Source organism: Ruegeria sp. AP7 (assembly GCF_056539905.1).
In genome coordinates this window covers 71,527-84,744 of the sequence record NZ_JBQFVT010000001.1, presented here as the reverse complement: position 1 = coordinate 84,744, position 13,218 = coordinate 71,527, and the positions used below count along the sequence as shown (strand labels likewise).

12 protein-coding genes are annotated in these 13,218 nt (G+C 52.8%); 5 read left to right on the top strand and 7 right to left on the bottom strand.

All coding sequences use genetic code 11. The annotated features are described in order from the left end of the window. Positions 1 to 62 precede the first annotated feature (62 nt). The gene (locus ACR0KN_RS00395) at positions 63 to 1,772 is read left to right on the top strand and encodes an adenylate/guanylate cyclase domain-containing protein (protein WP_480650578.1); all 1,710 of its coding nucleotides are present in this window, start codon (positions 63 to 65) and stop codon (positions 1,770 to 1,772) included. Between the two features lie 597 nt (positions 1,773 to 2,369). Further along, positions 2,370 to 2,675, top strand: a complete 306-nt coding sequence (locus tag ACR0KN_RS00390; protein ID WP_480650576.1) for an adenylate/guanylate cyclase domain-containing protein — start codon at positions 2,370 to 2,372, stop codon at positions 2,673 to 2,675. Between the two features lie 370 nt (positions 2,676 to 3,045). On the opposite strand, the gene ACR0KN_RS00385 is transcribed toward ACR0KN_RS00390, so the two are convergent. From ACR0KN_RS00385 to ACR0KN_RS00375, 3 genes are all read right to left on the bottom strand, one after another. Continuing rightward, complete coding sequence (locus tag ACR0KN_RS00385) at positions 3,046 to 3,453, bottom strand: universal stress protein (protein ID WP_170468943.1); 408 nt, start codon at positions 3,451 to 3,453, stop codon at positions 3,046 to 3,048. Positions 3,454 to 3,513: 60 nt separating this feature from the next. Further along, positions 3,514 to 3,987 carry a phasin family protein gene (locus ACR0KN_RS00380; protein ID WP_480650574.1) on the bottom strand — a complete coding sequence of 158 codons (474 nt, stop codon included), beginning with the start codon at positions 3,985 to 3,987 and terminating at the stop codon, positions 3,514 to 3,516. Between the two features lie 109 nt (positions 3,988 to 4,096). Continuing rightward, positions 4,097 to 4,528, bottom strand: coding sequence for a c-type cytochrome (locus tag ACR0KN_RS00375; protein ID WP_480650572.1), 432 nt, complete (start codon positions 4,526 to 4,528; stop codon positions 4,097 to 4,099). A 303-nt stretch (positions 4,529 to 4,831) separates the two neighbouring features. On the opposite strand from ACR0KN_RS00375, the gene ACR0KN_RS00370 reads away from it, so the two are divergent. Further along, the gene (locus tag ACR0KN_RS00370; protein ID WP_480650570.1) at positions 4,832 to 6,052 is read left to right on the top strand and encodes an APC family permease; all 1,221 of its coding nucleotides are present in this window, start codon (positions 4,832 to 4,834) and stop codon (positions 6,050 to 6,052) included. 48 nt (positions 6,053 to 6,100) lie between these two features. Beyond that, positions 6,101 to 7,717 (top strand): MFS transporter, encoded by a 1,617-nt coding sequence (locus ACR0KN_RS00365; protein ID WP_480650568.1) that lies wholly within the window; start codon positions 6,101 to 6,103, stop codon positions 7,715 to 7,717. A 9-nt stretch (positions 7,718 to 7,726) separates the two neighbouring features. Here ACR0KN_RS00365 and ACR0KN_RS00360 read toward each other — a convergent pair whose 3' ends face one another. From ACR0KN_RS00360 to ACR0KN_RS00350, 3 genes are all read right to left on the bottom strand, one after another. Continuing rightward, positions 7,727 to 9,301, bottom strand: coding sequence for a trypsin-like peptidase domain-containing protein (locus ACR0KN_RS00360; RefSeq protein WP_480650566.1), 1,575 nt, complete (start codon positions 9,299 to 9,301; stop codon positions 7,727 to 7,729). A gap of 150 nt (positions 9,302 to 9,451) precedes the next feature. Further along, positions 9,452 to 9,955 carry an Hsp20/alpha crystallin family protein gene (locus ACR0KN_RS00355; protein WP_170468929.1) on the bottom strand — a complete coding sequence of 168 codons (504 nt, stop codon included), beginning with the start codon at positions 9,953 to 9,955 and terminating at the stop codon, positions 9,452 to 9,454. Positions 9,956 to 10,249: 294 nt separating this feature from the next. Next, on the bottom strand, positions 10,250 to 10,669 hold the full coding sequence (locus tag ACR0KN_RS00350; RefSeq protein WP_480650564.1) for a SnoaL-like domain-containing protein: 420 nt from the start codon (positions 10,667 to 10,669) through the stop codon (positions 10,250 to 10,252). A 545-nt stretch (positions 10,670 to 11,214) separates the two neighbouring features. Here ACR0KN_RS00350 and ACR0KN_RS00345 point away from each other — a divergent pair. Further along, a complete protein-coding gene (locus ACR0KN_RS00345) occupies positions 11,215 to 11,838 on the top strand; it encodes a hypothetical protein (RefSeq protein WP_480650562.1) in 624 nt (207 codons plus the stop codon). 293 nt (positions 11,839 to 12,131) lie between these two features. On the opposite strand, the gene ACR0KN_RS00340 is transcribed toward ACR0KN_RS00345, so the two are convergent. Beyond that, the gene (locus ACR0KN_RS00340; protein ID WP_480650560.1) at positions 12,132 to 13,130 is read right to left on the bottom strand and encodes a glycosyltransferase family 2 protein; all 999 of its coding nucleotides are present in this window, start codon (positions 13,128 to 13,130) and stop codon (positions 12,132 to 12,134) included. Positions 13,131 to 13,218 lie beyond the last annotated feature (88 nt).

Sequence of the window (13,218 nt, the reverse complement as noted above, 5' to 3'; positions counted from 1 at the left end):
CTAACTACCGGGCTGACATTGCTCTCTCTACAAGCTAGCTTCCAACAAGCGGGGAGAGAAACATGGAAAAGAGGCTTGCTGCGGTGCTGGTGGCTGATGTCGCCGGATACTCGGCGTTGATGGATCAGGATAGTGACGGGACACTCAACGCGCTCAAGGCTTTCCGTGAGGATCATCTGATACCCGCTTTGAAAGCCCATGATGGGCGACTGATCAAAAGCATGGGCGACGGATGGATTGTCGAGTTTCGCTCCGCATCAGCCGCGACAGAATTCGCGATTGCTGTTCAGCTCGCTGACCGACCAAAGGAGATCCAAATCCGCATCGGTATACATACCGGGGAAGTCGTTTCGGAAGGCGAGGACATATTCGGTGACGGTATCAACATAGCTGCCCGCCTGGAGGCATTAGCAGAACCGGGGCAGATACTGCTTTCAGACACAGCACATAACAGCTTAGACAGGAATGCCGCTGCGTCGTTCTCTGGTGGTCAGCAGACTGAGTTGAAAAACATTACTCGTCCCGTTGGTGTCTGGCAGTGGCCTGTCGGTTCGGCGACGACAAGTGCATCTGTCAAATCTGAGAAACCCGGTATTGCTGTGCTTCCGTTTGACAATATGTCTGGCGACCTTGAGCAAGAGTTTTTTGCCGATGGAATTACAGAGGACATCATAACAGAGTTGTCTCGATTTCGTTGGTTGATGGTCGTGGCGCGAAACTCATCTTTCACGTTTAAAGGAAAGAGTACCGACATTCGCGAAGTCGGGCAGGCGCTCGGCGTGAGATATGTGCTCGAGGGGTCGGTAAGGCGAGCAGGCCAGCGTCTTCGCATTACAGGACAGTTAATTGATGCAGAGAATGGCAGTCATCTTTGGGCTGACCGTTTCGATGGAACGCTGGACGATGTTTTTGACTTGCAAGATCAAGTCACACAGGAAGTTGTCACGGCGATCGAACCGTCCGTTCGCCATGCCGAGACGGTCCGCGCTCGGGCGAAACCGACGGAAAACCTGGATGCCTATGAACTTTATCTTCAGGCTCAATCACACTTTCATCTGCTGACGGACGAAGACAACCGTGAGGCCATTCGCCTTACGCGTCTGGCGTTGGAGCGCGATCCCGACTACCCGTCGGCAGCTGGATTGCTTGCGTGGTTGCATATCCAAAGGATGGTGCAGGGGCTGAAACCGATTGACGAAGGGCCAAAGGCTGCCGTCGCCGCAGCGGAACGTGTATTGTTAAGTGATCGCGCGGATGGAATTGCGTTGGCTTACGCCGCACACTCGATCTCGATGCTTGCACAAGACCTGTCGCGCGCGCGCGCAGTTTTCAAACAAGCACTCTCTGAAAATCCAAACGCTGCGATCGTTCATATGCTCGCTGGCATCAATCTGAATTTTCTCGACAGACCCGAAGAAGCCCTAGAACACGCTACACACTCGATCAATCTCAGTCCAAAAGATCCGATGCGGCACGCAGCCTATGTCGGGCAAGCCTCCGCATTTTTTCAACTTGGGCGCTATGCCGAAGCTGTAGAGGCCAATCGAAACGCCTTGGCCATTAGGGCGAAATTCGTGATTACGCATCTCATGCTCATCGCATCCCTGGCTCAAAACGGAGACCTTGAGTCAGCAACGGCTGCGGTCGCTGAACTGAAGGAACTTCGTCCCGATCTCGACATCAAAGAGCAAACGAGACTGCCCATTTTCAGCGTTCCCGAATGCTCGGAGCAATGGCGGGAAGGATGGTTAAATGCAGGCCTTCCAATCTGAGAAAGTAAAATTAAGCAGGCGATCCAATCCGGATGTGCTTTAGCTCTCAACTCCGGCCCATTCACTTGCTGCATCTGCTCGGTTCCGAGATGAAGCACTTCCGGATTGGGCTCGAACCAGACCTTCGATGCGGCTGGCGCAAATGGCGGCTTTGGGCCGTCCTCAGTGGCAGTATTATGTGAGGCAGGGTGCTTGCCGCACTTGCTCCGAGGTCTGCGATGAGCCGAGGCTGTGTGAAAACTCTGACCGGTTGGCAAAATATGTCGAAAATACACTTTATGTGCGTTCTCCCGCGCTTTTGAGAGAGCAATTTACACAGGCGCTGAAAACGAGCTCGACGAGAGAGTTGGTGAGCCGGAGTTTTCACACAGCCTCAGCCCAAACTACCCAGATATCGCACTGCGGCGAATGTCCTGTTCTCAAACCGCAGTCAGATGTGCTCCGCTTCTAGTCCGTGATGACGCCCGCTATGCTGTTCGATATCGGAGGGAAGCGGTGTGACGCATCTTCAGAAACCCGTAACGGCTGATCGTTCAGTTGTAGAGCGCGCGCAAGGACGGCTGACGCGTCGCAACGAAGACAGATTATTCTGACAGATTGGGCAAGGCGGTTTTCGAGAACGGAGGCACACTGGACAAATATCTGGGCGACGGGCTGATGGCGACCTTCGGGACACCAGAGCCCAGTGAGAACGACGCCAGAAATGCACTTCAATGCGCCTTTGACATGCTTGAGGCATTGAGCATCTGGAACCGTGACAGGAGTGCTGAAGGGCTTCCTCCGGTGCGCATTGGGATTGGCATCCACTTCGGTCCCGTTATCTCAGGTGACATCGGAAACCGACACCGTCTTGAATACAATGTCATCGGCGATACCGTGAACGTCGCAAGCAGGCTTGAGTAGCTGTCCCGGAAACCAAAAACCTCTTTGGTGGTTAGCGATTTGTTGATCGAGGCAATAGATCCGACGGACAAGGTCGAGCAATCTTTAATCAAAAGATTGGTTCCCGCCGGAGTGCGAGATTTGAGAGGAAGACGCGGAAAGATCGGCGTTTGGACCTACATATCGAAATAGAAAGTGTTTGTTCTTGGCTTTGCCATTACCCTGAATTCAACTTTCGCAACCCATTCAGTCGGACCCACTCATTGAGCCTATCAACGCCTTCCGTTTCCACATGGTCATGCAGCGTGTGACGATCGTAAAATAACTCGGGTCTGGAAAGTCGCCTCATCCACGACGTTAAATCGACATGCGGCATTTACCAGAAACCGGTTCAGCGGATCACGTGGACTGAACATTTGGCGTGGTGAACGACCCGGTTCGCAGTCGACCCAATAAATAAGTTTTCGATTCCCGGCTTGTGTGAGGCCAGCACTATGCAATCGATGTCGTTTTCATTTGCGAAATCAACGATCGCTCGGCCAGCGCTCCCCGAGATAAGCCGCGGTTTCGCACCCGGTAGCTCTGCAGCGTTCCGATGTAGGCCTTCCTGAAGCTCTTTTCGCGTGTTGGCCAGAACTTCCTCGGGTATCTGGGATGCCACATATGCAGGGATCGGTTCCTGCACATGGAGCACTGTGAATTCCGCATTTGCATTCGCCAGCAAACGAGCAGCTTCAAATGAAGCCTGTGTATCATGATCTTTGTCCAGCGCGACCGGTACCAGAATGTTTTTATACATATTAGCTACCTTCCATTGCTCCAGCTACGATCTATTTGGCCTCCGCAGTGATGCGGCACTCTAAACCGGTTCTGATTTCGAAGACTTACCCGCTTTCTTTGCTGTGCTTGCAACATCATCTATCGTCTTTTCTACTGCTTCGGCTTCGGTTTCCGCTGCATATCCTGCACATCGGGCAACTGTTTCGAACCATTCCTGTGCGTCAGCTACAAGGCGTTCGGCTGAATGCTTCTGCCACTCTGCTATGGTTTGCAGTGCTTTCGCCGGATCAGTCGGGTCTGCGGTAGACGCCGAACGCGCAGCTTCCAGTGCGGTTCGAACAGCCTCGTGACGCCTCTCAAACCAATGTTGAGCAAAGGCCTCTGCCTCTTTAAGTGATTTTTCCTGCGTGTCCCAGAATTGCTCAAGCTGAGCGCCTAAAAACGGATTGGCCGTGGTAGTCGGCTGCATCTGCTTAAAAACATCGACAAGTGGGTTGGAGTAACATGATTTTGGCTTCTCTTCAGGCATTGGAGATTCCTCCTCATCTTCCAAATGCTGAATGTTACCAGATCTCGCAAAAAATAACCTTAATGTAGATCAACCAGTGTCACCAAACTTAGGCAGTGGTGCTCTACAATCTAATGGCGGCATTTGTACCATCCTACTCGATTTGAATAGACTCCAGATAATAAATTACATTTGCCAACGGAACACCTGCGAACATCGGCTGGCCGTCAGGCATGGTCAGCGCAACTTTTTGATCCGAATCCAAAGCTGGTCCGAAAATGGGCATTTCTCCGCCATGCGCGAGCAATGGTGCGCGACCATCAATTTGACGCGCCACCGCCTCAATCGGAAAAACGCCGTCGTTTTGGGCCGCGAGCCTCGTCAGATCAGGTGTCCTTATTGCCAGCATCTCCGCCATTGGACCATCTCCTGTGGCCTCGAAACCATGGCATTGCCAACAATAAGTTCGGTAGAGATCGTGCCCATTTTGAAGGTCTATGTCCTGCGCCAGTGCAGCACTTGCAGTAAAAATTGACAAAAGAAGTGTGCGACAAACTAACATCTGTTCCTCCGACAAGTTCAGCATTTCGAGTTGAGAATACGCGATATCGAATGAATGTTTCATTGATCTCGCTCATATTCAGCCTTTGAGTACCAACTGAGAAAAACCATCACGAAAGGACGATCGTAGCAGTCGAATCCGCCTCGCTGATCGGGTCTTAGCGCCTAATGATATAGATCAATGCCAAATTAAGCATTACATATCAAAGTATGAATGTTTCAGCGGAAGCTCGGCATGAGTGGTGACGAGCCCTTGATTTATGATTGGGGTGCTTGTTTGCGGCACTGCTTCGGTACCCAGGCAATTGTCCATCAAGGAGTGAGGTGAATGCATACAGTTGATCCACCGGCACCTAAACTCCGGCGTTCTCTTACCACCCCGTTGCTTACACTATATGGGCTCGGTGTTACCGTCGGTGCGGGAATTTATGTGCTGGTCGGCGCTACCGCCGAGGCCGCGGGCCCTTATGCTGCAATTTCGTTTCTTGTTGCTGCTCTCGTCGTTTCGCTGACGGCTTTGTCATACGCCGAACTCGCGACACGCTTTCCCGTAAGCGCGGGAGAAGCGGCATACGTTGAAGCGGGATTTCAAAGGGCCTGGATGGCGGTTCTAGTCGGTCTTGCCGTTGCTGCGTCTGGGATCATTTCAGCCTCCGCTGTTGCGATCGGGGCGGCCTCATACCTTCACACCCTGACGGGGCTTGGCACCGCGTTGCTTACGATCGGCGTTGTGTCGGTCATGGGTCTGATTGCACTCTGGGGCATTACACAATCGGTATTTGTGGCAGCCGTGATCACGGTCATCGAGATTGCGGGGCTTCTTTTTGTGATTGGCTGGGGCATGTCCGTGCATGAAGCGCAAGGCTATGAAATTAGTGAGATGGTGCCGGGACTCGAGCTCAATACCTGGCGCGGTATTATGGCGGCATCTCTGCTGGCCTTTTTTGCCTTTGTCGGGTTTGAGGACATGGCAAACGTCGCCGAAGAGGTAAAAGACCCAACCCACACAATTCCAAAGGCCATCCTTTTGACACTCGTTCTGGCGACGGGTCTTTATCTGGCGACATCAATGACGGTTCTGCTTGTTGTTCCTATCGATGCCTTGTCAGCTTCGGCAGCCCCGCTTACCCTGGTTTTTACGAACGCACCCGAAGTGATTAAACAGGGGTTCGCCGCAGTCGCGGTTGTTGCGACAGTCAACGGCGTCCTGATCCAGATGATCATGGCGTCGCGAGTTATCTATGGCCTTGCCGACCGGGACCATCTGCCGAAAATACTGGCGACTGTCCCGCAGGTAACCCAAACACCGGTCGTCGCAACACTGTTGGTTGTTGCGATAATCCTTCTGCTGACGCAAACTCTGCCAATCGGAATACTGGCGGAACGCACATCCCAGATCGTTTTGGGAGTGTTTGTTTTGGTCAATATCTCGCTGATATTGCTGAAGTCCCGGCCTGGGTCAACTCGGGAACATTTCCGCGTACCTCTTGTTGTACCAATCCTTGGGGTGCTGACCAGCGCCCTGCTTTTTGGTGCCGGATTTCTCTGAGAGGAAAACCGACAGCACAGGGTTACCAGAACGGGGTCCGACTGACGCATGAACACTGACCGATCAACACTTGGAAGGCGGATTTCAGGCTGGTGGCACCGGACCTTTGTTGATCTGATCGAGCAATTGCAATGGTCTTACCTACCACCATTGATGGTTTACTTTGCGGCCGGGGTTTCGGGACTAACATCCGTCGTCGGTGCGTTTTTTCTTAAGGAATATCTGAATCTATCCGCCGCTTTTGTTGCGGGATTGGCATTCTGGGCCGGGTTACCGTGGATTCTAAAAATGCCGCTGGGTCATCTGGTTGATCTGTTCTGGCGCTGGAAATCCCTGCTGATTGTCGTTGGCGCAACCCTTATCACGGCGTCATTGCTCATCATGTACAGGCTTGTGGCTGCGCCTGACCATATGGCCGGCATTATGCCACTAGAGGATTGGTACGTCGTTGCTTTGATGTTGGCTCCTTCAGGTTATGCCATTCAGGATGTCGTTGCTGACGCCATGACAGTAGAAGCGGTGCCGCAATCGGACCGCGACGGACGCGCTTTTGCGCCGGAAGAAGTTCGTGCACGGCACACCACAATGCAGACCCTCGGCAGGATCGCGATCATATCCGGGTTTGCAGGGGTCGCAGCGGTTAACATCTGGATTTTTTCGGGGTCAGAAGATCTGGAGAAAGGCGATCGTTTGGTTCTCTACGGTCAGGTCTATCTTGTCGCTCTGGTTATCCCCTTGCTTTCGATCAGCGGAGTGGTTCTTCACGCTCTGATACAGCGTCGCCTCGTTCGTCAAGGACACCTTCCGCACAGACCAGATCAAACCACCGAAGTCAGGTGGCCGATACTGCTGGGCGGACTTGCGTTTGTTGTTCTCAGCATAGTGTTGGGAACCGCAAATTTTGCCTTCGCGCAAGAGACCGTTTTTGCGGTGTCGCTCACGGTCATTCTCTACCTCATGTCGCGTCTGCTGAGAGAGCTGGACTCGAAACAGGCCAAAGTTCTGATCGGGACAGCAACTATCATTTTCGTTTTTCGAGCAGTTCCCTTGCCAGGACCGGGCCTGACCTGGTTCGAGATCGACGAGCTTGGGTTTGACGAACAGTTCCTGGCCATTCTAGCGCTTCTGACCTCACTACTTGCTCTGCTTGGCCTGATTATCCTCAGGCCATTTATGGCAAGTCGTTCGATTGCGCAGGTTGTAGTGTTACTCACGATTGCCGCAGGAGTGCTGGCCCTGCCAAACCTTGCCTTGTACTACGGGGTGCATGAATGGACGGCCGCGCGCACTGGTGGTGTCGTGGATGCAAGGTTTATCGCCATACTCGACACAGCAGTCGAGTCACCGCTGGGTCAGATCGCGATGGTCCCAATGTTGGCCTGGATCGCGCGCAACGCCCCAACACATCTGAAAGCTACCTTTTTCGCAGTCATGGCGTCGTTCACCAACATGGCATTGTCAGCAAGCAGCCTCGGTACAAAATACCTGAATCAGATCTTTACCGTTACCCGCGCGGTTACCGATCCCAGAACGGGTACCGTTGCCTCCGTCGCTGACTATAGCCACTTGGGGAACTTGCTGATTACCGTGGCCTTGATCTCTGTTATCGTTCCTCTGGCTGTGGTTTTTCTTGTGCAAAACTCGTCTTATCAGACACGCGATTAAATATGCGGATCAATCGCTTTCATCGAGAAGTGTCTTGAGGTGTGACACCGGAACGCCAATATTCGAGCCGCCAAATTCCGGTAAGATCGCGGCATTGATGGCAACCACCTCGCCGTTTCGGTTCAGGGCAGGTCCGCCGCTTCCGCCGGTTGTGGTTTCCGCATCATAAACGACCGCACCAGGGCTGGTCTGAGCGACGATCCCCCGGCTGGCCAGAGGCCGGATCTTGTTCTGCTCTGAAAGGTGTTTTGCAATCGTCCAGAAATCGACGGTGCCATCGCTCTCAAGCGTTTTCAGAAAGTCCGGCCCGGCCTGCACAATCAAAGCCTTGAGGCCAGTTGGAAATCCAAGCAGGAAAACTTCTTCACCTGCCCGCGGCGGGTCAGGTGCCAGTGAAAGCCCGAGCCCTTGAACCCGGCTCGCATCAACAGACAGAAGCGCCAGATCGGCCGTTTCGGTTGTCTTATGCAACACCGCCTGCATCGGACCCGTCTGTTCCGGCAAATAAACCAGCAGGCTAAGCATCTCGGCGTCAAGCCCTGCGGCCTTCAGGGCCTGCGCCCGATCCCCGGTAGTCCAGGGCAAGGCGACATGACGGTTGGTCACCAACAGAGAGGTGCCATGCAGCAGAAACCCGGTTCCGGTGAACTGAAACTCTGCCGGCGCACCTGTTGCATCCGGTTCAATCCATGGTTTCCCGAATGGAGTTTTTAGTTTCTCCCCGTCCGGACCAAGCACATGCCGCAGCAATTTACCGCTTTCGGTTTGTCGCAATCCGTAGGCCCCTTGGATAAAGGCAATGGATCGCGTCGAGGCCGTGACTACCCGCCTAGACGCACCTGCACGGTCTTCCAATGTCCCAAGGCGCTGCTCGGTGGAAATTACCTGGTTGTCAAACGCCTCTCTGAGCGCGACCAGATCATCCGCCGTCAATGCATCTTCTCGTGTCTGCGCGAGCATCACGGCAACCGCCTCGATCTTGAGAGATTCCTGTTTAAGGCTGTCCGCCAGTTTCCGGTCGTTCTGAAAAAGCAAATAGCCAAAGGCAAAGATCAGAAGAAGCACACCGATAACGGCAACCCTGAACAAAACCGTGGTTTGTGATGTCAGCCGACGCCCGCCTTCGCGCAGCGCACCGGACATTTTTCTGGCGAAGGGTCGTCGGCTGGAGCGCGTATACACATAAGCGTCACTTATTATGTCTTCGACCGTGTGATGTGCAGGGAATGAGTGGTCACACACCCTGTAGCGCGACATGGGGCCCTCTTCACCGAATTCAATCATGTCGCCATGCCCAAGAATTGTAGAAGCGGTTTTTTGACCGTTGACCCAGATATCCCGGCCGGGCAACGCGTTTAGCGTGTAACCGCCTTGCGACCACTGAATGGTCGCCACGTCTTCGTCATGCGGGGGCAAATCCTCTTTCCGCCTGAACTTCAGGATACGATCAGGACCCACCGAAGCAGCCAAAGCGTTGCCGACAAGCCAGGTAACGGTTCCGCGGGACGGCCCCGTCAAGCTCTCCAGAAATGCACGGACATCGCCCGTTTCACTTTCCACATCGCTTTTGTCAGGCGTCCGCATCGTCCATCTCAGTTCTCCAGCGCTATTGGCACATTATCATGCCCAGCAGTGAAACCGCTATGGTGGGCAATAATGTGCTCGTTTTAAGAACACCAAGGGTCCGCGCATGCTGCCCGGACCATGATGGTTGCGCGTGCGCCTCCATCGCGCCTATTTCGATGAGACCTTAATCTTTCGGCTGGGATCCTGAGGTTCGGTTTTCGGCATCGTGACGTGCAGGACCCCTTTGTCGAACGCAGCAGAAATCTCCTCGATATCGACTGCATCAGGCAGCGTCATTGTCCTGGTAAAACTGCCATAGCTTCTCTCACTAACGCGCAGATCGCCCGTGTCATCATGCGTGACCTTCTTCTGGCCTCGTAGGGTCAATCTGCGGTCCTTGATTTCGACTTCGACATCGTCTTCTTCGAGGCCCGGCAATTCAGCGGTGAGAATTATCGCCGCATCCGTCTCGTGGATGTCAATCGCCGGCGAAATCGCACCCGTCATGTCCAACGACGGGAAGCCCGTGCGTTGCGCGGCTGTTTCCAGTGGCAGGAATGGCGCTGCGCCCCCGAAAAAGCGTGACATCATGGATTCCATTTCGCGTCGAAAATTATCAGATAGCGGATGTGTTCCAGCAAACAGTTGCGGGTTTTTTTTGTCTTCAAGCATTTTCTGATCCTCCTCCTTTGGTGCGATTGGGGTGAGGCAGCATTATCGCAAAAAATGCATCTAATTACCTTGATCTTGCGCAACCAAGCGTCCTCGGTATCGCGTCAAAAGACATCCCGGTCGTATCGGCATTGCGAATGAAACAAGGCGCATTACCGGTCAGATCTCCAGGCCAAGCATCACGCGGTAGAAACAAATGCCCAATTGTCCATCCATCGCGTCAAAGCACTTACAAGCCACACTTCCAGCGTGCGGATGAAACCAACACTGCGTCAGTATTGCGGATTGCCGCTCCTACTTCGGCAACATGAAGAACTCTTCCAATACAATCTTTCCGTCTGCTACCGAATAAACAGCAATCTCGCTCAAGGCGATACGTTGCCCAGTCTCCTTCTGCGTTACCTTAGCCTTGTATCGCACACTGAAGCGGTTTGGGGGATGAACATAGGGGCCATCGACGTCGAGTTCGATGATTTCATGAGCTGCCAGCCAATCCTCTCTTTTCCCTTTGATAGCATCACGGCCTTTGGTAATGCGAAACTGTCGAACCGGAGGCACAACCGCTTCTATGGATTGAGCGTTCTCGGCATACATTTCATCAACATTTGCAAGGCCCCTGCGATCACGCATTGCCTGAACAAATGTTCTTCCAATCTCGACTAATTCTTTCATGATAGCCCCCATTTTTGGCATCAACTGTATCACATCATACATTTTCCAATCTTGACGAGGATCAATGAATTTAGATGTTGGCGAAGAATCCTGTTCGGGAACGAGAGGGCAACTAGTGCAGTGGCAACGAGCGGCCCAATTCCCGGTGCCGTCATAAGCCAGTGCGCCATCTCCTTGCCTCGTGGTCGGTGAGTTACCTCCGCATCCAACTCTCATATCTGACTGATCAACCGACCCGCATCCCAATCAGCGGACTTAGGCAAGCCTGGGCCGCTTCCCCTCGTGTTGCACCATCATGCGACAATCGATATCGACCGCGAAGACAAGCCAATGAACAATTTCAACCAACAATCCCGCGACATTCACAAACCCACGTACCGCCAACATTTCACTAAAAAATTGTTATTTATTAAGAAATAGAGTTCCTTTACGCGGGTTCGAAATTGGTACTCGCCTCCAAAAGAATTCAATAGCTTACACGACCTCCCCAGACCGAGCGATACAAATGCTTGTTCTTTGGGGTCACATAGGGGAAATGTAGCCCGATTTGGGCTTTTATCGCGCCGCAAGACTTGCCGTGTGATTCCATGCGCAATGCCCATTTTCTTCTACAATTGGGCGACTCGATTTCAGACCAAGTCCCGCAAATTGAGATATTGTCTCGTTGTGTGATAGTCTCGTTTCATTCTGGTTTGCTTAAGGTGATGTATGTGTGGGTAATGCGTGCGAGATGGTTGTTGATTGGTGCAATACTGTTTGTGTTGGCCTTTTCCGTTTGGAGTCTTCTTCCGCGAAATAGCGAGCAAGAAGCGTTCTCCCTGCTTACTCCAGCTGAAATGGTAGAACTCGACAATCAACCTAAAATTACTGAGTCTCTAGACCGGGGATTGACCGTTACTCAATCCGATGGCCCCTTCGTAAATTTCAATTCGCCCAAAAAGGATATTGTCCAGTCGCCTGTCAATATTGATGTAGACATTAGCCCGAGAGGAAATACGGCAGTTGATTTGTCGTCAATTCGGATCGACTATCGTATGGGTCCAGCATGGATCAATGTGACCAAACGAATAATGAAGCACGCCTCAGTCGAAGGTTCGCGCCTGCTCGCACGTTCGGCTGAACTGCCGGTTGGGCGGCACACGATGCGACTCTCCATACAGGACGAAGATAAAAGGCGGACGAGGGTTACTGTGTCGTTTGTCGTGCAGTGAACTGTTAGAAGAAGCAACTACTCGCGATATTACTCAACCGGCCACTCAACCCTGCGCAACTACCAACGGCGGCTCCTTCGGAAACGGACTGATATCGGACCACTTGAAACATTTTTCTGTCAGGATTGCGCTTGTCTCCCATGTGTTGGAACGCTCCCGCCGTTCGGTGCCGTATTGCATCCCCGATCGATAGACCCCAAGAGCGCTAACGCTGGCGACAGTGCGGCCAATAAGCTGTGCCTCAGCGTCTTTGAATGGTGCCCCGTCAAGACTTCTTACGGCCCTGAGATGCGTCAGCGACCGGGGCCCATGGTCTTGTACCGGTGCAAAAACTCTCGAAATTCCACCCAGTCCGGTCTTTGATTTAGCTCGACAATTTTCTGCGCGTGCCAAGAGCACGCGGCGGCATGCAAGGACGCCAGTTGGTCATCAGACATCAAACGTTCCCGCTCTACCGCAGCCTTTTCCCAAAGCGGCAAGATCGACCGGTCCTCAACCAAATTCGCGTTCATATTGTTCCAATAGGATTCGGCCTGATCATCGTGAATATGATTGGTTTTGCCCCGATCCCGTTTAACCATGAACGACCCGATTGAACGCGTCACATAGTGATGGATACGCGCAAAATCATGGCGGTAGTTGGATGTGGCACGCCAGGTCACAGCTTCGGGGTCAAGTAGTTGCCCGCCACCATCAACCCATCTGATCTCGGACATGCGCTCAGGCGCAACTCCTTTGGGGCGATGCGGACCATATCGGGTGAATAACCCGTTGTTGCGCGTTATACTCTTCAGCCCGCCCGCAACGCCCGAATAAAAGCCCTGCTCAGTATCGCAAAGAAAGAACTGCTCAGCCACTGGAATATCGCTGAAGTCTTCGACGCCACCGCATCCGAATAGTTTCCAGGCAAAAGAGGCAACATCAAAAGGCTCTCCTGCGGTTTCCTGCAACTTTTCCAGCAACTTGTGCATGGAGGGATCAGGAAGGCGGATGTTCAGATATTCATCAACGTCCAGCGAAAAGGTCCAGTCCGCATCAAGAAACCTCGGATGTGAACGAACTCGCCTGAGCATCGTGTTCTGCGGGCTTTGCTTTGGCTTGACCGAATTATCAACATGGGTTGCAATGCCCAGATCCCCGAGCCGTTCTGCAATCAGATCGGTGCCGTCATCACAATCGTTGGTGTAAATGAGGAAATGGTCAATGCCGAGTGACAGGTAGTAGGACACCCAATCAATCATGAACGGGCCTTCGTTCTTCATTGTCGTGTAGACAACGATCCTGTCAGTCATTGCAAGTCCTGCGGTTGAACCAAAGTGGCGCCATCTTCTGTAGGTCCTTCTCGGGTGCCAACATCCTCAATTCGATATGAAATTGGTT

Excerpts from the sequence above, each read along its gene's own strand:
- ACR0KN_RS00340 (WP_480650560.1), bottom strand. The coding sequence starts at position 13,130 with ATGACTGACAGGATCGTTGTCTACACGACAATGAAGAACGAAGGCCCG.
- ACR0KN_RS00395 (WP_480650578.1), top strand. The coding sequence starts at position 63 with ATGGAAAAGAGGCTTGCTGCGGTGCTGGTGGCTGATGTCGCCGGATAC.
- ACR0KN_RS00360 (WP_480650566.1), bottom strand. The coding sequence starts at position 9,301 with ATGCGGACGCCTGACAAAAGCGATGTGGAAAGTGAAACGGGCGATGTC.
- ACR0KN_RS00350 (WP_480650564.1), bottom strand. The coding sequence starts at position 10,669 with ATGTATGATGTGATACAGTTGATGCCAAAAATGGGGGCTATCATGAAA.
- ACR0KN_RS00365 (WP_480650568.1), top strand. The coding sequence starts at position 6,101 with ATGAACACTGACCGATCAACACTTGGAAGGCGGATTTCAGGCTGGTGG.
- ACR0KN_RS00370 (WP_480650570.1), top strand. The coding sequence starts at position 4,832 with ATGCATACAGTTGATCCACCGGCACCTAAACTCCGGCGTTCTCTTACC.
- ACR0KN_RS00355 (WP_170468929.1), bottom strand. The coding sequence starts at position 9,955 with ATGCTTGAAGACAAAAAAAACCCGCAACTGTTTGCTGGAACACATCCG.
- ACR0KN_RS00345 (WP_480650562.1), top strand. The coding sequence starts at position 11,215 with ATGCGCAATGCCCATTTTCTTCTACAATTGGGCGACTCGATTTCAGAC.
- ACR0KN_RS00385 (WP_170468943.1), bottom strand. The coding sequence starts at position 3,453 with ATGTATAAAAACATTCTGGTACCGGTCGCGCTGGACAAAGATCATGAT.
- ACR0KN_RS00375 (WP_480650572.1), bottom strand. The coding sequence starts at position 4,528 with ATGCTGAACTTGTCGGAGGAACAGATGTTAGTTTGTCGCACACTTCTT.